The 22,029-nt window shown below is 60.5% G+C and carries 24 protein-coding genes; 4 read left to right on the forward strand and 20 right to left on the reverse strand.

The genetic code is table 11. The features are described from left to right. Positions 1–4 precede the first annotated feature (4 nt). From fliR to fliE, 17 genes are all read right to left on the reverse strand, one after another. Positions 5–784, reverse strand: coding sequence for a flagellar biosynthetic protein FliR (gene fliR, locus ACQKIK_RS12120; RefSeq protein ID WP_045425751.1), 780 nt, complete (start codon positions 782–784; stop codon positions 5–7). Between the two features lie 36 nt (positions 785–820). Continuing rightward, positions 821–1,090 (reverse strand): flagellar biosynthesis protein FliQ, encoded by a 270-nt coding sequence (gene fliQ / locus ACQKIK_RS12125; protein WP_045425749.1) that lies wholly within the window; start codon positions 1,088–1,090, stop codon positions 821–823. 19 nt (positions 1,091–1,109) lie between these two features. Further along, on the reverse strand, positions 1,110–1,886 hold the full coding sequence (gene fliP, locus ACQKIK_RS12130; protein WP_045425746.1) for a flagellar type III secretion system pore protein FliP: 777 nt from the start codon (positions 1,884–1,886) through the stop codon (positions 1,110–1,112). Then, positions 1,886–2,305 carry a flagellar biosynthetic protein FliO gene (gene fliO / locus ACQKIK_RS12135; RefSeq protein WP_046162299.1) on the reverse strand — a complete coding sequence of 140 codons (420 nt, stop codon included), beginning with the start codon at positions 2,303–2,305 and terminating at the stop codon, positions 1,886–1,888. Before fliO ends, fliP begins: the two co-directional genes overlap by 1 nt. Before the next feature lies 1 nt (position 2,306). Further along, positions 2,307–2,777, reverse strand: coding sequence for a flagellar motor switch protein FliN (fliN, locus tag ACQKIK_RS12140; protein ID WP_045425742.1), 471 nt, complete (start codon positions 2,775–2,777; stop codon positions 2,307–2,309). 40 nt (positions 2,778–2,817) lie between these two features. Further along, a complete protein-coding gene (gene fliM, locus ACQKIK_RS12145) occupies positions 2,818–3,789 on the reverse strand; it encodes a flagellar motor switch protein FliM (protein WP_045425739.1) in 972 nt (323 codons plus the stop codon). 12 nt (positions 3,790–3,801) lie between these two features. After that, positions 3,802–4,332, reverse strand: coding sequence for a flagellar basal body-associated protein FliL (gene fliL / locus ACQKIK_RS12150; RefSeq protein ID WP_499136115.1), 531 nt, complete (start codon positions 4,330–4,332; stop codon positions 3,802–3,804). A 203-nt stretch (positions 4,333–4,535) separates the two neighbouring features. Next, a complete protein-coding gene (locus ACQKIK_RS12155; protein ID WP_499136116.1) occupies positions 4,536–5,777 on the reverse strand; it encodes a flagellar hook-length control protein FliK in 1,242 nt (413 codons plus the stop codon). 122 nt (positions 5,778–5,899) lie between these two features. After that, positions 5,900–6,208: an Hpt domain-containing protein gene (locus ACQKIK_RS12160; RefSeq protein ID WP_413818239.1), complete on the reverse strand. Its 309-nt coding sequence runs from the start codon at positions 6,206–6,208 to the stop codon at positions 5,900–5,902. Between the two features lie 76 nt (positions 6,209–6,284). Further along, positions 6,285–7,991 (reverse strand): SpoIIE family protein phosphatase, encoded by a 1,707-nt coding sequence (locus tag ACQKIK_RS12165; RefSeq protein WP_499136117.1) that lies wholly within the window; start codon positions 7,989–7,991, stop codon positions 6,285–6,287. Next, positions 7,991–8,296, reverse strand: a complete 306-nt coding sequence (locus ACQKIK_RS12170; protein WP_499136118.1) for an STAS domain-containing protein — start codon at positions 8,294–8,296, stop codon at positions 7,991–7,993. The genes ACQKIK_RS12165 and ACQKIK_RS12170 overlap by 1 nt, the downstream gene beginning before the upstream one ends. Positions 8,297–8,471: 175 nt before the next feature. After that, positions 8,472–8,924, reverse strand: a complete 453-nt coding sequence (gene fliJ, locus ACQKIK_RS12175) for a flagellar export protein FliJ (RefSeq protein ID WP_081262942.1) — start codon at positions 8,922–8,924, stop codon at positions 8,472–8,474. Between the two features lie 3 nt (positions 8,925–8,927). Beyond that, the gene (gene fliI, locus ACQKIK_RS12180) at positions 8,928–10,286 is read right to left on the reverse strand and encodes a flagellar protein export ATPase FliI (RefSeq protein WP_046162305.1); all 1,359 of its coding nucleotides are present in this window, start codon (positions 10,284–10,286) and stop codon (positions 8,928–8,930) included. Continuing rightward, positions 10,276–11,064 carry a flagellar assembly protein FliH gene (gene fliH, locus ACQKIK_RS12185; protein WP_045425722.1) on the reverse strand — a complete coding sequence of 263 codons (789 nt, stop codon included), beginning with the start codon at positions 11,062–11,064 and terminating at the stop codon, positions 10,276–10,278. The genes fliI and fliH overlap by 11 nt, the downstream gene beginning before the upstream one ends. Positions 11,065–11,081: 17 nt before the next feature. Next, a complete protein-coding gene (gene fliG / locus ACQKIK_RS12190; protein WP_045425720.1) occupies positions 11,082–12,098 on the reverse strand; it encodes a flagellar motor switch protein FliG in 1,017 nt (338 codons plus the stop codon). Further along, positions 12,091–13,878 (reverse strand): flagellar basal-body MS-ring/collar protein FliF, encoded by a 1,788-nt coding sequence (gene fliF, locus ACQKIK_RS12195; protein WP_127839686.1) that lies wholly within the window; start codon positions 13,876–13,878, stop codon positions 12,091–12,093. The genes fliG and fliF overlap by 8 nt, the downstream gene beginning before the upstream one ends. A gap of 15 nt (positions 13,879–13,893) precedes the next feature. Continuing rightward, positions 13,894–14,223, reverse strand: coding sequence for a flagellar hook-basal body complex protein FliE (fliE, locus tag ACQKIK_RS12200; RefSeq protein ID WP_499136119.1), 330 nt, complete (start codon positions 14,221–14,223; stop codon positions 13,894–13,896). A 300-nt stretch (positions 14,224–14,523) separates the two neighbouring features. On the opposite strand from fliE, the gene ACQKIK_RS12205 reads away from it, so the two are divergent. Continuing rightward, positions 14,524–15,720, forward strand: coding sequence for a benzoate/H(+) symporter BenE family transporter (locus ACQKIK_RS12205; RefSeq protein WP_463308760.1), 1,197 nt, complete (start codon positions 14,524–14,526; stop codon positions 15,718–15,720). A 14-nt stretch (positions 15,721–15,734) separates the two neighbouring features. Here the strand turns inward: ACQKIK_RS12205 and ACQKIK_RS12210 are convergent, their stop codons facing one another. After that, entirely contained in the window at positions 15,735–16,496 is a 762-nt protein-coding gene (locus ACQKIK_RS12210; RefSeq protein WP_046162309.1) for an SDR family oxidoreductase, read from the reverse strand. A gap of 214 nt (positions 16,497–16,710) precedes the next feature. On the opposite strand from ACQKIK_RS12210, the gene ACQKIK_RS12215 reads away from it, so the two are divergent. Continuing rightward, on the forward strand, positions 16,711–17,715 hold the full coding sequence (locus ACQKIK_RS12215; RefSeq protein WP_499136121.1) for an NADP-dependent oxidoreductase: 1,005 nt from the start codon (positions 16,711–16,713) through the stop codon (positions 17,713–17,715). A gap of 44 nt (positions 17,716–17,759) precedes the next feature. Here ACQKIK_RS12215 and pyrF read toward each other — a convergent pair whose 3' ends face one another. Beyond that, entirely contained in the window at positions 17,760–18,455 is a 696-nt protein-coding gene (gene pyrF, locus ACQKIK_RS12220) for an orotidine-5'-phosphate decarboxylase (RefSeq protein WP_046162312.1), read from the reverse strand. 160 nt (positions 18,456–18,615) lie between these two features. Between pyrF and ACQKIK_RS12225 the strand changes: the two genes are divergently transcribed. Both ACQKIK_RS12225 and ACQKIK_RS12230 read left to right on the forward strand, forming a co-directional pair. Next, complete coding sequence (locus ACQKIK_RS12225) at positions 18,616–18,783, forward strand: DUF2897 family protein (RefSeq protein WP_019340304.1); 168 nt, start codon at positions 18,616–18,618, stop codon at positions 18,781–18,783. A gap of 139 nt (positions 18,784–18,922) precedes the next feature. Further along, positions 18,923–21,505, forward strand: coding sequence for a bifunctional diguanylate cyclase/phosphodiesterase (locus ACQKIK_RS12230; protein WP_499136122.1), 2,583 nt, complete (start codon positions 18,923–18,925; stop codon positions 21,503–21,505). Positions 21,506–21,518: 13 nt separating this feature from the next. Here ACQKIK_RS12230 and ACQKIK_RS12235 read toward each other — a convergent pair whose 3' ends face one another. Next, complete coding sequence (locus ACQKIK_RS12235; protein ID WP_499136123.1) at positions 21,519–22,028, reverse strand: hypothetical protein; 510 nt, start codon at positions 22,026–22,028, stop codon at positions 21,519–21,521. Between the last annotated feature and the right edge of the window lies 1 nt (position 22,029).

Genomic DNA, 22,029 nt, shown 5'->3' on the forward strand with positions numbered 1-22,029 from the left:
AGCATCAGCGTAGACCGATCAATTCGCGCAGCATCGCCAGCGCTTCGCTGACGAAGGTCTGGTATTGGGCAAGAATGTCGGCCATGCCGATCCAGACGATGATCAAGCCGAGCACCAGCGTCAGCGGAAAACCAATCGAAAAAATGTTCAGCTGCGGTGCAGCGCGGGTCATCAGGCCGAACGCCAGGTTGACCACAAGCAGTGCCGTGATTGCTGGCAGTACCAACAACAGGCCGGCGCCGAGCACCCAGCCAAGCTTGCCGGCCACTTCCCAGAAATGGTTGGTGCCAACCAGCCAGCCGCCGATCGGCAGGGTAACGAAGCTTTCGGTGAGGATTTCCAGCACCACCAGGTGCCCATTCATCGCGAAGAACAGCAGAATCACCAGCATATTGAAGAACTGGCCGATCACCGGCACCGAAACACCATTAGCCGGATCGATCATCGACGCAAAGCCCAGACCCATTTGCATGGCAAGCAGCTGTCCGGAAACGATGAACACCTGAAAGAACAGCTGAAGCACAAAGCCCAGCATCACCCCGATCAGGATCTGCTCCGCAATTAGCACCAGCGCCTGCCCGCTCAACGCGTCCACCATCGGCACTGCTGGCAGCCCAGGCACGAGGACGACCGCAATCGCGACCGCCAGATAGAGCCGAACCCGCATCGGCACCAGCTGGGTACCGATGATCGGCATGCTCATCAGCAGTGCCGCAATGCGAAACAACGGCAGCAGAAACTGCCCGACCCAGGCGCCGATCTGGGCATCGCTGAGTTCAAGCACGGGCGCGCACCTTGCGCGAGGTATGGATCATCACGATCAACCGATGATCAGCGGAATGTTCTGGACCAGCCCCTGGGTGTACTCCATCAGCTCTCGAACCAGCCAAGGCCCGGCCCAGATCAGCGTTAACAGCATGACCAACAGGCGCGGCAGAAAACTCAGGGTTTGTTCGTTGATCTGGGTAGCCGCCTGAAACATCGCCACCACGAGGCCGACCAGCAGACTGGGCACGACCAGCACGCCGACGATCATGGCGGTCATCCAGAGGGCCTCACGAAACAGGTCAACCGCGACTTCGGGTGTCATGCGTGTCTCCGTATAGGCCCTAGAGCGTGCCGAAACTGCTGGCCAGCGTACCGATGATCAAACCCCAGCCATCGACCAGCACGAACAGCATGATCTTGAACGGCAGCGAGATGATCAGCGGCGAGAGCATCATCATGCCCATCGCCATCAGCACGCTGGCGACCACCATGTCGATGATCAGGAACGGGATAAAGATCATGAAGCCGATCTGGAACGCGGTTTTCAGTTCGGAGGTCACGAATGCCGGAACCAGGATGGTCAGCGGCGCCGCGTCAGGGGTCTGAATATCGGTCCGGCGCGACAGCCGCACGAACAGCTCCAGATCGCTTTCGCGGGTCTGCGCGAGCATGAAGTTCTTCAACGGCACCTCGGCCCGTGAAATCGCCTCTGGCGCAGATAGCTGCTGGTTTAGATAGGGCTGCACCGCCTCGTTGTTAATGCGCTCGAATACCGGCGCCATGATGAACAACGTCAGAAAAATGGTGAGGCCCACCAGGATCTGGTTCGACGGTGTCTGCTGCAGGCCCAGCGCCTGACGCAAGATCGAAAAGACAATGATGATGCGGGTGAAACTGGTCATCAGCATGACGAACGCAGGGATGAAACTCAGCGCTGTCATGATCAGCAGAATCTGCAGGCTGACCGAATATTCCTGCTGTCCTTGGGCGTCCGTGCTTAGGGTAATGGCCGGTATCGACAGAGGGTTGTCTCCCTGCGCGATCAAACCACCCGCATCCTGGCCCACGGCGAACGGGGCGGCCAGAATCAACAGGGCCGCCAACAACAATCGAAGCATCAGGGCTTGTCCTTATGGTCCCGCCCGAGCAGCTCCATCAGGCGCTGGGCAAACTCCGGGTTGGCGGGCTCGGCATCCGGTAGGTGTACCGGTTCCTCAAGCACATGCAGTGGGGTGATCCGACCGGCGCTCAGGCCGAGCAGCACTTGTTCACTGCCGACCTGCACCAGCACTAGCCGCTCGCGAGGGCCCAGCGCGTGGCTGGAAATCAGCTTGATCGCCTGGTTGCTGCGCGGGTTCAGCTGCTGCATCCGGCGAAGTAACCAGGCAAGCAGAAAGATCAGGCCGATCACCAGCAGCAGCCCAAGCAGCAACTTGGTCATCTGTGTGCCCATGCCAGTGCTGCTCATGCTTGCTGCGGGCTCAGCGGCCACCGCTGGCAAAGCCAGTAACAGCGAGGGGAGCGCCAGGAACCGCATGTCAGCGCAACTTCTTGATGCGTTCGCTCGGACTGATCACGTCAGTCAGACGAATGCCAAACTTTTCGTTCACCACCACCACTTCGCCGTGAGCAATCAGCGTGCCGTTGACCAGCACATCCAGCGGCTCGCCGGCCAGGCGGTCGAGCTCGACCACCGAACCCTGATTGAGCTGCAACAGGTTGCGAATGCTGATTTCGGTACTGCCGACCTCCATCGAGATCGACACCGGGATATCCAGAATGACGTCCAGGTTCGGCCCTTCGAGTCCTGCGGGCACAGCAGCCGACTTCGGGCTGCTACCAAACTCCTCCAGCGGCGCACGAGGCGGCGCCGGCGCTGCCGCCGGGCCCTGGTTCAGCATGGCATCGATATCATCCTGATTGGCGTCACCGGCCTCGGCCAGTGCCGAAGCCCACTCGTCGGCCAGCGCCTGCTCCTCGGGGGAAGTGTTTTCGTGTTCGTCTGCCATCGCTAATCCTCGACCGGCGGGTAATTGAATAAAGACTGAATCAACGTGGTCGCAATACGGATTCGAGCACTTGCAGTGCCAGGTTGCCCTTGTGCGCACCCAGCTTGACCTTGAAAGCCGGCATGCCATTGGCACGCATGATCATGTCTTCCGGCATTTCCACCGGGATGACATCGCCCGGCTGCATATTGAGAATCTCGCGCAGCTTGAGCTGACGCCGCACCACCGTCGCACTGAGCGGCACGCTCACATCGAGGACGTCCTCGCGCAGCGCGTTTACCCAGCGCTCGTCCTGATCGCTTACATCGGATTGGAAACCGGCATCGAGCATTTCGCGGATCGGCTCGATCATCGAGTACGGCATGGTGATGTGAAGATCGCCACCGCCACTCTCGAGCTCGATATGGAACGTCGACACGACCACCACTTCGCTGGGGCTGACGATGTTGGCCAACGCCGGATTCACTTCCGAATGCACGTATTCGAAATTGACGTCGAGTACCGCGTGCCAGGCTTCCTTCAGATCGACGAATGCCTGGTCCAGAACCATGCGCACCACACGCAGCTCGGTGGGCGTGAATTCACGGCCCTCGATCTTTGCATGGCGCCCGTCACCTCCAAAGAAGTTATCCACCAGCTTGAACACCAGCTTGGCGTCGAGGATGAACAGTGACGTTCCGCGCAGCGGCTTGATCTTCACCAGATTGAGGCTGGTCGGCACATACAGCGAGTGAATGTACTCGCCAAACTTCATCACCTGCACACCGCCTACTGATACGTCTGCCGAACGGCGCAGCAGGTTGAACATGCTGATGCGTGTGTAGCGGGCAAAACGTTCGTTGATCATTTCCAGGGTAGGCATGCGCCCACGGACGATCCGGTCCTGGCTGGTCAGGTCGTAACTCTTGATGCTGCCCGGTTCGGAATCGCTTTCGGTATCGACCAGACCGTCATCGACTCCATGCAGGAGCGCGTCGATCTCGTCTTGCGAGAGCAGGTCTTGAACAGCCATCTGAAACGACCCCTATTGCAATACGAAGTTGGTGAACAGGACTTGCTCGATCGCGAGCTTGCCGATTTCCTTCTGCGCCAGCTCCTGCACGCTGGCGGTCGCCTGCTGCCGCAGCATCTCTTGGCCGACAGGCGTCGCCAGGCTGGCGAAGTCCTGACTGGAGAACAACATGACCAATTGATTGCGTAACAGGGGCATGTGTTCCTTTATTCCGTCGAGCGCCGCCTGATCACGCGACATCAGCGCAACGCTGACTTGCATGTAGCGCTGGCGCCCACCTGCATTGGTGAAGTTGACAATGAAAGCCGGCGCCAGCACTTCGTAGATTGCCGCTTGGCGCTGGGGCGCAGCATCCTCGCTGGCAGCATCGTCCGCCGGCTTGTCTGCCTCGCCTTGAGACATGAAGTACAAGGTAGCGCCCACCGACACCCCGACGGCCAACAGCAATCCTAAGACAATCAGAATGATCAGCTTGAGTTTGCCCTTTCCTTCGGTCGCAGCCGCAGGACTCGGAACGTCCGGAGGTCCTTGTTTCTTTGCCATGCCAAATATCCGTCATTACAAGTGTTTTCACTCGCCTCATTAAGGAAGCGAGCAACTGCTGTGCCAAAGTATCGGCTAGCGAACAGGCAGCGTAAACGATTGCCATGGCGCGTCCGTCTTTTGTAGACGAATAGCAGGAGACTCAGGTTGCCGTGAGCAAAAAAAACCGGGCGCAAAGCCCGGTTCCTGTCAGCACGTTACGGTCACGCGTAGTAATCCACCAAGCCGCGATCGCCACCGGTACGCGCGGAGCTGATCTCCATGCTGCCCTGAACGACCTCATCATCCCCTGCAGTCGATACACCGGCGGCGCCACGATCACGCGATTCGCCGCCGCCGTCACCGCGCCAACCTCGGGACTGGTCAGAGACGTTCACGTCCATCGTCATTCCCTGCTGAGTGAACATATCGCGCAGCCGCTGCATCTGCCCTTCCAGCGCATCGCGTACGGCTGCATGCGGGCTGAGGAAGGTCACCTGGGTTTGATCCTTGGTCATGTCGATACGAACCTCCATGCGGCCCAGCTCGGCCGGATCAAGCTGAATTTCGGCCGACTTAAGGTTCTGGCTGGACAACCACATCACCCGATCGACCACGGCTTCGCTCCAGCCGGTCTGCTGCATCTGCACAGGTTGTCCTGGCACCATCGTAGGCCGCTGCAGTTGCTGGGTCTGATTCTGCTGAGCAAGCGCCTGAGTCAATGGGTTGAGCCGGTTGAGTGCCGCCTCTCCGCTGGCGCTTGGGCGACTATCCTTCGACGCGTCCAACTTCTCGAGCAGTTCACCGAAACCTTCCTCCAGCGAGCGATCTTCGCTCTCGTCGACCAGGGCCTCGCCTTCAAGCAGAGCCGCGGGGAGGGTTTCTTGCGCATCGCTCGCGCCTTCCTCAACCAAGACGGAAGTCATGACAGGGCTTTTCTGGGTCGCCGACTGAAGCTCCAGCGTACGTTGCCCTGCCAGTACCGTCTCGCCTTCTGCCTCGAGACTCTCGGCAGCCACAACCGGCTGTGCCAGGCCAACCAGTAACTCGTTGTCTGGCAGCGGCAGTTCGTCGACGGGCGGCGCCTCGCTGACCGTACCCTGCCCGCCCATGCCGAACAGCAACAGCGGATCAAGCTCGGCCTCGGGGTTCGGCACGCTGTCATCGACCGTCTCGAGGCTGGCAGGCAAGTCATTGCCGGTTTCGGCCGTTGCCGGCTTTTCGGTGCCGCTTGCCTTGTCGGTTTCCTGACTCGGCTCCTCGCTAGTCGGCTTGTCCCGGGCCGGCTTCGCCGCCGCGTTTTGCGCCTCGGCAGGCTTACCCTGGCGCTCTTTCGCGTAGACGTTAGCGAAGCTGGAGGCCTCGTCACGACTGGATTGTTGGGCCGGCTTGGGGGATGTGTTCGCTGCCTTGGCGGCGGCGGTCGGGGCCTTGATATTGAGCAACAGATCGGGGGAAACGGCCATGGATCTTTCCGCTGAGGATGGAGACGTGCTCATGCTCAAGCAAACTCCGGGCCACTCGGTGGCGAATGAAGGTTCAGCGGCAGCGTCGCGACCCCTGCGGGACTGCAGAGAAAAGGTTCCTGTTAGCCAGGTCCTCCCCAACGCTGGCGTTCGGCGCGATAGAGAATGCGCACAATGGCAAATTCCCGTTCGATGCGCTCAATCAGGACCGGCGCCTCATCCAGTTGGTCGCGCCTGGCGGATTCCTCCATCTCACGACAAAGTTCTGCCAGCAGCGCGGCGCCCATGTTGCTGCAGCTACCTTTGAAACTGTGCGCAGCCTGACGCAAGCTCTCTGCTTCGCCGCTCCGACAGGCCGCCTGCAACAGCCGCAGTCGCTCTTCGGAATCGACGAGAAAGGTGTCCAGCAGCACCGGGTACTCCGCCTCCATCACTTCCTGAAGGGTAACCAGCACGCTGGTGTCGAGATGTTCGGCCACGGAGATGCTCCTGGCGGTAAACGGCGGATTATGCATGACCGGACCAGTGAAACTCCACGTTGAGCACCTTGCCATCGGGCTGCCAATAAAATCGCTCGCTTAACTGGCGAATCATGCGTAGTCCTCGCCCTCCCAGGTATTCGCTGCGGTATTGCTGGTTCAATGCACGCTGCACATCGAAGCCCGGTCCGCTGTCGCGAACAGCGATGCGCAGGTAGCCCTTGGCCCCTTCAGACTTGACGGTAAACTCGATAGACACGAAGCCTTCGTCAAGTGCGTCCAGCCGCCGCTGGCGTTCCCGGTAATAGCTGGCAAAGCCTTCCGCGTCAGCCTTGATGGACGAATCGAGCAACAACACCCCATGCTCCACCGCGTTGGCATAAAGCTCAGTCAACACCGTAAAAATGGTGCCGACACGGTACCGCAGAGGCGAAATCTGCAGCAAAAGCTGCATCGCCATCGGCAATGGGTCAGCCGAGCGCAGGCTGCCGGGTCGTAGTTCGAAGCAAGTCGACCAATCTCTCGGGCGCAGCTCTCGGCTTCCGAGTGGGTAAACATGGAGCGGATGAGGCGCAACCGCCCCCGGCTCACCGATCATGCTCACTTCAACCAAGCTCAGGTCGTCAAGTATTTGACCATGGAAGGCATGCAACGCCTCCTGAATGTCGTCGAACAGCGTCGCGGGGTCGGAGTTGGACTCCAGCACGGATAGCAGCCGTTGCTCGCCGAACAGCTGATCATCGGCGTTGCAACTCTCCAGCAAACCGTCCGACAGCAACAGCAGGCGATCACCCAGCGCCAAAGGCAGTGTCTCGAAGGTGTCATCGAATGACGTCGCCTCTCGTACCCCTAGCGGCAAATGCCTGGACCGCAAGGGCAACCGTGCGCCGTCCACGGCCTTGATCAGATAACCGTCTGGCAAGCCACCGTTCCACACCCGCAAGATTCCTTGCTCGAGGTTGATGTCGAGAAAAGTGGCGCAGCAAAACATCTCGACCGGCAGGATCAGCTTTAGCTTGGCGTTGATATCGCGAAGGATCTGATTACTCGAGTAGCCCTTGGCGGTCATTCCGTAAAAAGTTTCCGCCAGCGGCATGGCGCCGATCGCGGCCGGCAAACCATGGCCGGTGAAGTCACCGAGTAGCACGAACATCCTGCCGGCCGGCGCTTGGGCAGCGAGCAGCAGGTCGCCATTGAACAGCGCCCGAGGGGATTGTCGATAACGGATGTTGGGCGCGTTAAGACAGCCGGCGTGAGCGACCTTGTCGAAAATGGCCTTGGCCGCGCGCTGCTCGTCGAGCAATTGCTGATTGCGGCGGCCGATCAGATCACGCTGCTCCAGCACCGTCGCTTGCAGTCGGCGCAAGCGATGCATGGCCTGGATCTTCGCCTCCAGAATGATCGGGTTGTAGGGCTTGGCGATAAAGTCATCGCCGCCCGCCTCGAGGCAGCGAACCAGCGCTTCGTTTTCGGTCAACGAAGTAAGAAAGATGATTGGCACCAGCTCATTGCCAGCCAATTGCTTGATCTGTTGTGCCGCTTCGAAGCCGTCCATCACCGGCATCAATGCATCCATCAATACCAGCTGTGGGCGCTCGCGCTCGAACAGCTCCACCGCTTCGGCGCCATTGGCGGCGGTCACCACGTGATGGCCCTGGCGGCGGACGATAGCCGCCAACAGCATGCGATCAGCCGCACCATCCTCGGCAATGAGTATGGAGAGCCGACGTGGCATCAGGCGATCGCGAACAGTTGTTCGAAGTTGGAAACCGAAAGGACTTTGCGGACGTCAGGATTGCAATTGATCAGGCGGATATCGGCCTTATCGCTGCCCGCATGATCGCGCAACAGTAACAACATCCCAAGGGCAGAACTGTCGAGATAGATCGCGCCGTTGAGGTCGACCACATAGCGTCGGGGCGAACTCCCAGCGCATTGATAGGCATCGCGAAATGCCTGGTGCGTGTTGAAATCGAAGCGCCCTCGAATCGTTATGGTCAGCTCCTGTCCATCTGCCGATAGCTGTGAACTGATGGTCATCTAGCACTCCTGATCCGAACGAGGTCGTGGCCTTTCGCCACGGCTGTCGTTATTGCTGGGGTTGGTGCCGACGCGCAGCATGGCGCCACGTCCACGGCCTGCAGCTTCAATTCCAACCGCGCTAATGTAAAGAAGCTGATGAAGATTTAGCACCCTAAGCCCAGCGCAGCAAGCCTCAATCCTGTTTAGGGCGACTCGAGAGTCGCTGGGAAAATTCGTCCAGCAGTTTTTGCTCTCGCTTGTCCGCCGCGGTCCTTGCCTCTTGCAGATAACGCTCGACCAGTCTGCGCAGTCCGTCGAGCCGCGCTCGTCGCTGCTGCCATTGTTCGCGCAGCTTGTCGAGGTTGTTGCGATGCCAATCCAGGCTGCGCTGCTGCTGCCCGATGGCGGATTCGAGTTGGGAGAGAAAACGTTGGTAGTTCATCAGCCATTGGCCGGACACGCCCTGGCTGCCTTGAGCCATCCACTGCTGCTGGTAATCGGCGAAGTATTGCCGTAACTCGCCCAGCTTGGCTTCGGCCTGGGCAACTTGCGTCTGGCCTTGGCCAAATAGCTTAGCGGCCTCTCGCTCGGCACGCTCGGCCATATCGATCACCGGCGCCAGGCGCGCCGCTCGGCTGGCTGGCAAGGATTAGCCTGCGGCCTTGGGATTGAATACGTTGGCCAGCAGCGCTTCGCTCTGGGCCAAATGCTCGGCTTCGTCCAGACCCTGCCGAAGGTAGCGAACCATCTCCGCCTGTCGGGCGATGGCGAGGTCGGTTTCCGGATCGCCTCCCGGCACGTACGCGCCGACGCTGATCAGATCGCGGCTCTGCTGAAAACGCGACCAGAGCTGTTTGAAGCGCTGGGCATTGCGCATATGTTCAGCGCTGACCACCTGCGGCATGACCCGGCTGATTGAGGCCTCGATGTCGATGGCGGGGTAATGCCCCTCCTCCGCCAACCGGCGAGACAACACAAAATGGCCGTCCAACACCCCTCGCGCGGCGTCGGCGATCGGGTCCTGCTGATCGTCGCCCTCCGACAAGACGGTGTAGAACGCCGTAATCGAGCCGCCGCCCTCTTCCGCATTGCCGGCGCGCTCCACCAGGCTGGGCAGCTTGGCGAACACCGATGGTGGATAACCCTTTGTCGCAGGCGGCTCGCCAATGGCCAGGGCGATCTCGCGCTGTGCCTGGGCGAAGCGGGTCAGCGAGTCCATCAGCAGCAGGACGTTCTTGCCCTTGTCGCGGAAATACTCGGCGATGCGCGTGCAGTACATGGCGGCTCGCAAGCGCATCAAGGGCGCGTCATCCGCCGGCGAGGCGACGACAACCGAACGCTTGATGCTTTCTTCGGTGAGAATGTTCTCAATGAACTCTTTTACTTCCCGGCCCCGTTCGCCGATGAGCCCGACGACGATGATGTCGGCCTCGGTGAAGCGCGTCATCATGCCGAGCAGGACGGACTTACCCACGCCGGTGCCGGCGAACAGCCCCAGGCGCTGCCCGCGGCCGACGGTTAGCAAGCCGTTGATGCTGCGGATCCCGACATCCAGCGGCTCGCTGATGGGGTGGCGCTTGAGTGGGTTGATCACCGGGCCGTCCATGGGGACCCAGTCCTCGGCTTTCATTCCGCCCTTGCCGTCCAGTGCACGGCCAGCACCGTCCAGCACGCGCCCTAGCATCGACGTCCCCATGGGTAGACGCCCAGTATTGGCCAAGGGCACCACGCGCGCGCCGGGGGCGATGCCCGCTAGGCTGCCGACCGGCATCAGGTAAAGCTTGCCACCGGAAAACCCCATCACCTCGGCTTCGACCTGGGTCGGATGGTAGCTGTCTTCGTTGATCACCAGGCAGCGGCTGCCGACCGCAGCACGCAGGCCTTCGGCTTCCAGCGTCAGCCCGACCATACGCAACAACCGACCCTCGAGGATCGGTTGGCTGGGCAGCTTGATCGCCTCGCCGTAGGTTTCAAAGCGCTTGGCGAAGCTGGTTCGTTCAAGGCGCATCGGCTGGCTCCGCACCCGAGCCGAGATCAAGATGCAGGTCAGCCTCGGGCGGGCTGGTGGCGTTTTCCCGCTGCTGTTCGAATAGCTGACTGATCGCCTGGCCCAGGCGCGTTTCGACACTCGCGTCGATACGGCTCTGTTCGGTCTCGATCCGGCAACCACCCGGCAGCAGATCACTGTCTTCTACAATGCGCCAGGTCTCTTCGTGGCGCTCGCGCAGCGCTTTGACCAAGTCGAAATCCTGCGGGTTGATGTAGATGCGCACGTTGCTGGCCCCCATGGGCAACAGCTTGAGCGCTTCGCGCAGCACCTGGCGGATCTGGCTGGAGTCGACCAGCAGATCGCGCTGAATCACTTCGCGCGCCAGTTGGCTGACCAGTGTGACCATCGCGTGTTCGAGGTTTCGATCCTGATCGGCGATGGGTTCGAGCAGCTGCGTCATCAGCTTTTCCAAGCTCTCCAGCTTGGGGTTCAGAGCCGCCTCGGCTTCTTGCCTGGCCTTGAGCTGACCGGCGTGAAAGCCATCCTTTTCGCCCGTACTGAAACCTTCGTTGTAAGCCTCCTGACGAATGGCCTCGAGCTCGTCGAGCGTCAGAGGTTTGACTTCCTCGATCGGCACGTCTTCGCTGCGTGACAAGTCCTCGTCTTCAACCGGCTCCTCGCCAATCTCTGGGTCTTCCGGTGCCGCACCCAGAGGGTCGAAGCTCGGTAAGGCCCAGCGATCGAAAACGTTGACGTCTTTCGCGCGGATCACATCGCTGGGGTTTTCCTTGGACATTCAGTTTCAGTGCCTTGCTAGACCATTTCCTCGCCGCCTTTGCCACCGAGCACGATTTCTCCGGCTTCGGCCATGCGGCGAGCGATAGTGAGAATTTCCTTCTGGGCGCCTTCGACTTCGCTGATGCGCACCGGCCCTTTGGCTTCCAGATCGTCACGCAGCAATTCGCCGGCGCGCTTGGACATGTTCTTGAAGACCTTCTCCTTGATTGCTTCATCGGCGCCCTTGAGCGCCAATACCAGCACATCGGAGGATACTTCGCGCAGCAGCACTTGAATGCCCCGGTCGTCGACATCGGCAAGATTGTCGAACACGAACATCAGGTCCTCGATCTGCGACGACAGATCCTCGTCGACATCCCGGATGGCGTCCATCAGCTGACCTTCAACGGAGCTGTCGAGGTAGTTCATGATGTCCGCGGCGCGCTTGACGCCGCCCAGCGTTGCTCGCGTGGTATTGGCGTTGCCGGAGAACTGTTTCTCAAGGATCAGGTTCAGCTCCTTCAGCGCGGCGGGCTGCACCGTGTTGAGCGACGATACACGCAGGACGATGTCCAGCCGCACCTTGTGGTCGAAGTGAGAGAGCACCTCGCCAGCCTGATCGGGGTCCAGATAGGCCACCACAATTGCCTGGATCTGCGGGTGTTCATAGCGGATCACATCGGCAACGGCACGCGGCTCCATCCACTTCAGGCTGTCCAGGCCGCTGGTGTTGCCACCGAGCAGGATGCGGTCGATCAGGCCACCCGCCTTGTCCTCACCGAGGGCCTGCGTGAGCATCTTGCGGATATAGCCGTCCGAACCCACTCCAAGGCTGGTCTGGTCGCCGACGATCTCGACAAACTCCCCCATCACCTGTTCGATCTGGTTCTTCTGCACGTTGCGCAATTGCGCCATTGCCGTGCCGACCTTCTGGACTTCCTTCGGGCCGAGATGCCGCAGCACCTGCGCCGCGTCGGCCTCGCCCAGCGAAAGCAGCAAGACCGCCGCCTTGTCGATTTTGTTCAGCTTGACCGGAACTCGAGCATCACTCATCTGCGTTGATCCACTCTTTGACGACCTGAGCCACCCGGCCCGGATCTTCTGCTACCAGATTCTTGATGGCATTCAATTGCGCATCGTATCCCTCGGTCGGGCTTGGCAGCATGATGCTCTGCGGCCCGCTCAAACTGACTCGATCATTGGACAGCGCCCCGTCGATGCCTTCCATGTCACCGAGCTCGGCATCACCGCCCACTGTTTGCAGTTCCTTGCTCTTGCCGGCGTTGGTCAGGTTGTTCAGCACGGGCCGCAGCACGCCGAACACCAGTACCAGGATGAACAGGACACCGAGCACCTGCTTGACGATGTCCCAGAACCACGGCTGCGAGTAGAACGGACTTTCAATAAAGGTCTCGTCGAGCGAGTCAGCGGCGAACGGCGCATTGATCACACTGACGCTGTCACCACGGCTTGCATCAAAACCGACCGCGTCCTGTACCAGCCGGGTGAAGCGCGCCAGTTCTTCGGCGGTACGCGGTACCCGAGTGGTGGTGCCGTCAGCGGCAATGGTCATCTGGTCGTCGAGCACCACGGCAACCGACAGCCGACGCAGGCGTCCCTGTTGCTGCTTGGTGTAGCTGATCGACCGATCCAACTCATAGTTGCGGGTCGCCTGCTCACGCTTGTCTGCCGGATACGGCGCCAGCATCGGTTGACCGGTCGCGGGGTCCATGACTTGCTGACCATTGGCATCCAGCAACGGCTGGCCCGGAGCGATCGCACCCGCCGCGCCGGCCTGCCCGGCAACAGCATTCTCGGGCGCAGCAGCGGGTCCCGGTGGTTGATTGCTGAGGGCCCCAGGCACACCTTGCGGGCCGAGGCTGCTCTGACGCTGCTCGCTGACGCTCTGCTCGCTGCGCAGCGCGGGCTGATCGGGGTTGAAGGTCTCGGACGTGGATTCGACTGCACTGAAATCCACATCGGCAGACACTTCAGCCTTGTAGCGGCCGCTGCCCAGCACCGGCTGCAGGATGTTGTGCACCCGCTGGGTGTAAAGGCTTTCCATACGACGGCTGTAGTCGAACTGCTTGCCGGCCATGCTCAGCTCGGTCAACTCCTGCTGATCGGATAGCAGGTTGCCCTTCTGGTCGACTACGGTGATCTGTGACTTGGTCAGCTCAGGCACGCTGGTCGCGACCAGATTGATGATCGCCATCACCTGGCTTGGCTCAAGATTGCGGCCCGGATAGAGTTCGACCAGTACCGATGCGCTCGGCTTACGCTCGTCGCGGACGAATACCGAGCTCTTCGGAATGGCCAGGTGGACGCGCGCGCCCTTGACGTTATTCAGACTGGAAATGGTGCGACCCAGCTCGCCTTCAAGACCACGGCGATAGCGGGTCGCTTCCATGAACTGGCTCGTGCCGAGGCCTTGCTCTTTGTCGAGAATTTCAAAACCGATATTGCTGTCGGTCGGAGCGATACCAGCACTGGCCAGCTTCAACCGCGCACGCGCAAGGTCATCGGCCTTGACCAGCAAGGCGCCGGAATTGGGCTCGACCGTGTAGGAAATGTCGGCGGCCGCCAAGGTTTCCATCACCTGGTTGGCATCCATTCCGGCAAGGCTGCCCAGCAATGGCCGGTAGTCCGGCTGCTGCGACCAAAGCACGACTGCAAAACCGATAGCAACGCTCGCCGCCAAACCGACCAGCAGGCCGATCTGCCGCAGCATCGACATTTCAGACAGGTTTTCCAGAAAGGAAAGACCCAGCAAAGGCTTCTTCGGAGCATCCGAACCAACCGGCACCGGGGCATTGCTTAGCGCGTCAGCCATAGTTCAAATCCTACCTTAGACCGGCATCTGCATGATGTCTTGATACGCCTGGACCAGCTTGTTGCGGACCTGGGTTATGGCCTGAAAGGAAACACTGGCTTTCTGTGACGCGATCATGACTTCGGTCAGATCAATGCCACCCTGGCCCATCTCGAAAGCAGTAGCTAACTGATTGGACGCCTGCTGGGTTTCGTTCACTTTATTGACGGCTTGGCCGAGCATGTCGGAAAAGCTCGCCGCGCCCACTTCTGGAGCCGCAGTCACGGGCTTGGAGCGTGCCATTGCATCGGTCTGCATGGCCCGCATTTCCAGCATCAAGCGATTGAATTCAATACCCTGACTCATCATTCCTCCAACAGCTGCGGTTTTTTTGACGCCTCGCAGCAGGCACAGGAGTAATAGCAACATCGGTGCCAGTGTCCGCACGACCATTCCGATCCGCGGCCGCGCGGGAGACGAACGGCGCCAAGCAGGGTCAGGGCACTGTTACGCTGATCACGCTGCTGGCTGTACCGCGACGCGAAGCGCGCAACCCCCTAGCCTGTCGTGTATCGCCGGCGCGATGCGTTGAAGTAGGCCAAGCCCTGGCCCGTCAGCGATTTTGCCCCCGCGTATCCATCCCTGAATCCGGACCCAAAGCTGACGATGACCGCCACCGCCGCCCCGCCTCACCGCCTAATCAAGGACAGCTCGGCCTCAACCGTCGTGGCCGGCTTCATTGCCATGCTCACCGGCTATACCAGCTCGCTGGTGCTGATGTTTCAGGCCGGGCAAGCCGCTGGGCTCAGCGGCGGACAAATCTCTTCCTGGATATGGGCGCTGTCGATCGGCATGGCGATCTGCAGCATTGGACTGTCATTGCGCTACCGGACGCCGGTTGTCATCGCTTGGTCGACGCCCGGTGCGGCGCTATTGATTAGTAGCCTCCCTGGCGTTCCGTACGGCGAAGCGATCGGTGCCTTCATCTTCGCCTCAGCGTTGATCGCGCTCTGCGGGCTTACCGGCAGCTTCGAGCGGCTGATGCGCAAGGTGCCTGCTTCGCTGGCGGCGGCCTTGCTGGCGGGGGTGTTGTTCAACATCGGCAGCGAGATTTTTCGCGCCGTGGAAGTTCAGCCAGTGCTGGTGCTGGGTATGTTCTTCAGTTACCTGCTCGCCAAGCGCTTTCAGCCCCGCTATGCGGTGCTCTCGGCGCTGCTAATTGGCTGCGGCCTGTCGGCAATGATGGGTCTGCTGAACTTCAGTGAGCTGAGCCTGAAAGTCGCGGCGCCGGTCTGGACTACACCGGATCTATCGCTTGCCGCCATCTTCAGTATTGGCATTCCGCTATTCGTGATCGCCATGGCCTCGCAGAACATGCCGGGGCTGGCCGTGCTTCGCGCTGAGGGCTACCAGGTGCCGGCATCGCCACTGATCTCGGTGACCGGCATCGCCTCAGTGCTGCTGGCACCCTTTGGCTCTCATGGCATCCATCTGGCCGCGATCACCATGGCCATCTGCAGTGGCCCGGAAGCACATCCGGACCCGGCAAGGCGCTATACCGCAGCCGTCTGGTGCGGCGTCTTCTATGGCATCGCCGGAATTTTCGGCGCCACCCTAGCCGCCCTCTTCGCCTCCTTCCCGGCTGCCCTGGTGTTATCCATCGCAGCATTGGCGCTGCTCGGCTCGATCGGGAGCGGCCTGACCCAGGCCATGCAAACGCCGCGTGAGCGCGAAGCGGCGCTGATTACCTTCATGGTGACGGCGTCGGGCTTGACCCTATTCGGCATCGGCTCAGCGCTGTGGGGGTTGGTAGCGGGTGTGCTGACGCTATTGATCGTCAGCGCACCCAAGGGATCGACCTGAATCGCCCCAGCGAATCAGATTGCCGTGGCACCACCGTCGACCGCCAGCGCGTGGCCGGTGGTAAAGGCCGCACCATCGCTGCAGAGATAGAGCACTGCAGCGGCAATTTCTTCAACCTTGCCTACACGACCTACCGGATGCATGGCAGCGGCAAACTCTGCCTTGCGTGGGTCCGCCTCATAAGCACGACGAAACATGTCGGTATCGATCACCGCCGGGCAGACGGCGTTCACCCTGATTTTCTTCTTGGCGTACTCAATGGCTGCCGACTTGGTCAGGCCGATGACCGCATGCTTGGACGCCGAATAGATGCTCATCTTCGGTGCTGCCCCCAGGCCAGCCACCGACGCCGTATTAACGATGGCGCCGCCGCCCTGTGCGAGCATTAGCGGTAGCTGGTGCTTCATGCACAGCCAGACGCCTTTGACGTTGACCCCCATAATGGCGTCGAACTCAGCTTCACTGCCTTCAGCCAGGCGGCCCTGTTCGATTTCGATTCCGGCATTGTTGAAGGCGTAGTCGATGCGACCATAAGTCGCCACCGCCTGCTCGACCATCGCCTTGACCTCCGCGTCGCGGGTGACGTCACAGCGCACGAATACAGCCTCGCCGCCAGCCTCACGAATGGCTTCGGCGCAAGCCGCCCCGCCTTGCTCATCCACATCAGCCACGACTACCTTCAGCCCCTGTTCGGCGAACGCCAATGCTGTCGCGCGGCCAATGCCTGCCGCACCGCCGGTAACCAATGCAACCTGACCGGAAAAAGACATGCTCATGCTAGATACCCTGATCGATTTAATGAAGGCGCCGAGTCCGAATGTGACTGCAAGCCAAAACCTGGTCATGGTTATACCGCCATCCTTCCCTCCGATTAAGCAGGGGATGGCGATATCACTCACGCGGATGCCAATGCATTCCAGCACGCCCGCCTTGCTTGCAGTGCTGCTCCAGGGAGGCTAAACCAAGGGTTTGCATACACAAGAGGTTTCCATGGACAAGACCAATCGCCAGTTCCTGCTGGCCAAGCGCCCGGTCGGCGCGCCTAACCGCGAAACCTTCGAGTACGCGGAAAAACCGCTGGGCGAACTCGGCCAGAACCAGATACTGGTCAAGAACGAATACCTGTCGCTTGACCCAGCCATGCGAGGCTGGATGAACGATGCCAAGTCCTACATTCCCCCGGTCGGCATTGGCGAGGTGATGCGTGCCCTCGGCTTGGGAAAGGTCATCGCCTCCCAACATCCAGGGTTTGCCGAAGGCGATTACGTCAATGGCGCGCTGGGCGTGCAGGACTACTTCCTCGGCGAGCCGAAAGGCTTCTACAAGGTTGATCCGAATCAGGCGCCGCTGCCCCGCTACCTGTCTGCACTAGGCATGACTGGCATGACCGCCTATTTCGGCCTGCTGTCTGTGGGTGAGCCGAAAGCCGGCGAAACGGTGGTGATTTCCGGTGCAGCCGGAGCAGTTGGCAGCGTCGCGGGCCAGATCGCCAAAATCAAAGGCTGTCGCGTAGTTGGGATCGCCGGTGGCGCCGACAAGTGCCGCTTCCTCACCGAGGAGCTCGGATTCGACGCCGCCATCGATTACAAGAGCGAGGATGTGGCAGCAGGCCTGAAGCGCGAATGCCCGAAAGGCGTTGACGTGTACTTCGACAACGTGGGCGGCGACATCCTTGATGCAGTGCTGACGCGCATTGCCGTTGGCGCGCGCATCGTCATCTGCGGTGCTATCAGCCAGTACAACAACAAGGAGGCAGTCAAAGGCCCGGCCAACTACCTGTCGTTGCTGGTCAACCGCGGGCGTATGCAAGGCATGGTAGTGATGGATTATGTCTCACGTTATCCAGAAGCCATGAAAGACATGGCTGGCTGGATGCAGAGCGGCGAGCTGAAGAGCAAGGAAGATGTCGTCGAGGGCCTGGAGACTTTCCCCGATACATTGATGAAGCTGTTCACCGGCGGCAACTTCGGCAAGCTGGTGCTCAAGGTCAGCTGAGCGCGCTAAATCGCCGGTCGCCGCGATGGCGGCCGGCTAGTCGATCACGCCAGTTCTGCAACGACTGCTGCCAACGCCTGAGCTGGATCGGCGGCCTGGGCGATCGGACGGCCGATCACTAGATAATCCGAACCTGCTGTAATCGCCTGCGCAGGGGTGAGAATGCGCCGCTGATCATCCGCTGCGCTGCCGGCGGGACGAATGCCCGGCGTCACCAGCTGCAACCCGGCGAACTGCGCCTTCAATGGTTGCGCCTCCTGGGCCGAACAGACCAACCCATCCAGCCCCGCCTTCTCCGCCAGCCCTGCAAGACGCAATACTTGCTGCTGCGGTGGCAGATCCAGGCCGATGTCAGCAAGGTCTGCCTGCTCCATGCTGGTCAACACCGTAACGCCGATCAGCAGCGGTTTCTGCCCGCTCAGCTTATCCAGCGCTTCCCGGCAAGCAGTCATCATCCGCAGGCCGCCGGAGCAATGCACGTTGACCATCCACACGCCCAGCTCTGCTGCCGCCTTGACGGCCATCGCCGTGGTGTTGGGGATGTCGTGGAATTTCAAGTCGAGAAACACCTCGAAGCCTTTGGCCTGCAAAGCTTCCACCACCGGTGGGCCGCAACGGGTGAACAGTTCCTTGCCCACCTTGACGCGACACAGAGCCGGGTCCAGTTGGCCGGCCAATGCCAGCGCAGCATCACGGGAGGGGAAATCGAGCGCAACGATGATCGGAGTCTGGCAGGGCATGGCACGTCCTCGGCAAAATTCGGCGCGTATTGTCGCAGAAAAACCGGTAACCGGCGGAGCTGCTCAGACGCCCACAAGGCCACACTCTGCCTCGGGTGGCCTAACGCTGCAGCCGGGCGTAAGGTGGTGTACATACCGATCAAGCTACTGGAGAACTCACATGCCTTGGTATATCTGGCTTTTACTGGCTCTCGTAATCGGAACAATCATCGGCGGCTTGCTGATGTTGCGCGCAGGGGCCCGCAAGATTCCGCTGACCGAGGAGCAAAAACAGCGCATCGCTCAGCGTAATGCCGAGGCAGACGCCCAAGACGCTCGGGATCGCTGAACTCAGCCTTGGCTTGGCACCGCGTCCACTCGGCTTGGCGCCCATGAACCGCGCGTCTATAAAGTGCTGCAATCAGCGGCCGCCGATGGCCTTTAGCCATGATTCAGGCGATCATTCATCCTCTCAACAGGATGATTGAATGTCAGCATCTCGCTCCCTCACCGATAATCTCGACCCCAACGCTAAAAGCGCCTTCGCTCGTCGCACCCTGCCCGGCATTGCCTGCCTATTGGCGGCCGCGCTTTTGGCGGCTGCGGTTGCGGTTATCCAAATCGCCAGCACTATTGACAGTGATGCGCTTGTGCGGGAGCGCTTCCTGACGGGCAAGGCGTTTGAAGCGCACCAACGCGGCATGAGTCGCCACGTGGCGGATAACGCGTTCTGGGGTGATGCCTATGCCAATCTGAGCAGTCGGGTGAACCTGAACTGGGCATACGAACAGGAAAACCTGGGGCCTTCGCTGTACCAGGATTTTGGCTACGACGCCGTTTTCGTGATCGATCCGGACGGGAAAACCACCTACTCAGTCATTCGCGGGGAACTCCTTCAGGTCGATGCGCAGCAATGGCTCAAGAACGGGCTAAAAACGCTGCTGATCGATGCGCGGATAGCCCTTGAGGATGACGAGACGTCCGCTGGCATACTCACCGCCGAAGGCCATCCGGCCATGGCGACTGCTGCAGTGATGACCACCGGCGGCAGCGATATCGAAGAGCAACCCGGCCCTGCCTCGGTATTGGTCTTCGTTGACCTGATGGACCCCGAGTGGCTGCTTGACCTCGGAGAAGCCTACACCGTCGAAGGCCTGCGCGTAGACCGCGGCAACGAGCATATCGAGGGTGCTGCACAGGTCGAACTCAACAGGCTCGATGGCTCGCCAGTGCGTTTTACCTGGAGCGTGTCGCAACCCGGTGCATCTCTGCTGTGGATCACGTTGCCGGTGCTCGGTGCAGTCACTCTCGGGCTCAGCCTGCTGGCCTGGCTGCTGTTGTGCCAGGCCCTCAAAACCGTGCGCATCATGGACGCCAGCTACAGGCGTCTGGTGATCAGCCGCACCGCACTGGCGGCCAGCGAAGAGCGTTTTCGTGACGTGGCGGAAGCTGCTTCCGACTGGATATGGGAAACGGATCAGCACGTCCATCTCACCTACCTGTCTGCCCGCTTCGAGGAAATTACCGGGCATGTGCCTGCGACCTGGATTGGCCGCCCGCTGATCGACCTGCTGGTAACGGATCACGCCGCACTGCAGGAATGGCTGAGCGGTAAACACAACGTGCCGCTGCGTTGCAGCTATCACGCCGCGGATGGATGCGTGCGGTATTGCCGCTTGTCTGCCCGGGGGATCCATGATGGCGGCCGACTGCTGGGATATCGTGGCACTGCCAGCGATGTCACCGAGGAGACCAAGGCACAGGCTCGTGTCCAATACTTGTCTCAGCATGACGCCTTGACCGGCTTGCCCAACCGTAACCGGCTGCGCGATTACCTCGAGAGCAAAGTCAATTCACTGACCACCGCGTCGCGGCTGACCGTTCTCTATATCGATCTGGATCGCTTCAAGCCGGTGAATGACACTCTCGGGCATGGCGCCGGAGACGAGGTCCTTATCGGCGTCGCCAACCGTCTAAAACAGTGCATCCGAGGGGACGATCTGGTCGCCCGCCTGGGCGGCGATGAGTTCGTCATGGTGATGAGCCGCCTACAACACAATGAAGACATCGAGGCGCTATGTGCCCGCGTTGTCGGTGCCATCAGCGAGCCATTCAGCTATGAGGACAAGCAGATCCACATAGGCGCCAGCGTCGGAATTGCCTTGGCGCCTACCGATGCCAGCCAGGCCAGCGAGCTGCTGCGGTGCGCCGACATTGCCCTGTATCAGGCCAAGGCCGACGGGCGTGGCACTTGGTGCTTCTATGGCATTGAGATGGACAAGCGCCTGCACGAACGGCGCAATCAGGAAGACGAGCTGCGCCAAGCAATTGCCGAAGGTCAGTTCGAAGCGTATTACCAGCCCCGTTATCTGAGCGAAGACATGCGTATCAATGGTGCTGAAGCGTTGCTGCGCTGGCACCATCCCAGCCGGGGTCTGCTGCTACCCGAACAATTCATTCCGCTGGCAGAAGAGACCGGGCTGATCGTGCCACTGGGCGAATGGGTGCTGCGCGAGGCCTGCTTCGAGGCGGCAAACTGGAGTGATGACCTGGTTGTGTCTGTCAATCTATCGCCGCTGCAACTTCGCATTGGCGATCTCTACCAGATGATACTCAGCGCGCTCGGTGATAGTGGCTTGCCCGCAAACCGACTGGAACTGGAGATTACCGAAACCGCGCTGCTGCAGGAAAATGAGAGCACTCTGGACGTGCTCAATCGGCTGAAATCGCTCGGCCTGCGACTGGCAATGGATGACTTCGGCACTGGCTACTCATCGCTGAGCAACCTACGTAACTACCCGTTCGACATGATCAAGATCGACGGCAGTTTCATTGCGGGCATGTCCCTCTCAGTAGAAAACCATTCCATTGTCAAAGCGTTGATCGACCTCGGCCGTGGTTTGCGTATGCGCGTTACCGCTGAAGGTGTGGAAACGCTGGAACAGCTGAACCTACTGCTGGCTGACGGTTGTAGCGAACTGCAAGGGTTCCACATGAGCCATCCGCTGCCCGCGAAGGAGCTCAGCGCGTTGCTCAGCAAGGCCCGTCCGGCCGACGAGACGAATCCATAATCCGTCAGCACATTCAACGCTTGAGTTCGAAATTGATCTGCGCCCCATCGATGATGGCTTCGTCCTGGGCCATTCCTGGCAAAAGCTCGCCGCTCATCTGCAGCGAGCGAGCGTCCTGGCTGGATTCGAACAGCGGCGGAAGCAAACTCAGGGACGTCGGTTCGTCCGCTGGCCCGAGGCTTTCGGTCCAATCCTCCGGTAGGCTCAGGTCGAGATCCGGCTCGGGCAGTTCCACCTTCTCCAGCTTGGTCTTTGGCGCAGCGGCGGGTGCACCCTTCACCTTTGGCGGAGGGGCCGCGGGTTCGGCTGGTGATGGTTCGGGGTTCGCTACCAAAGCCGACTCGGTTTCGATCTCGATACTCTCCGGGCGATCCCTCGCATCCAGCTTGGGCTCGGCTATTACCGGCGCAGCAGTATCAGGCATCGAAACAGTGACCTTGGGCGGTGCAGGAGGCGCAGGCTCATCCGGAACCTTGTCGCAGGCGCCAAGGAGCGATAGCCCCACCAGCATCAGCCATCTCATC

Source organism: Pseudomonas sp. NPDC047961 (assembly GCF_050272435.1).
Lineage (GTDB): Bacteria > Pseudomonadota > Gammaproteobacteria > Pseudomonadales > Pseudomonadaceae > Stutzerimonas.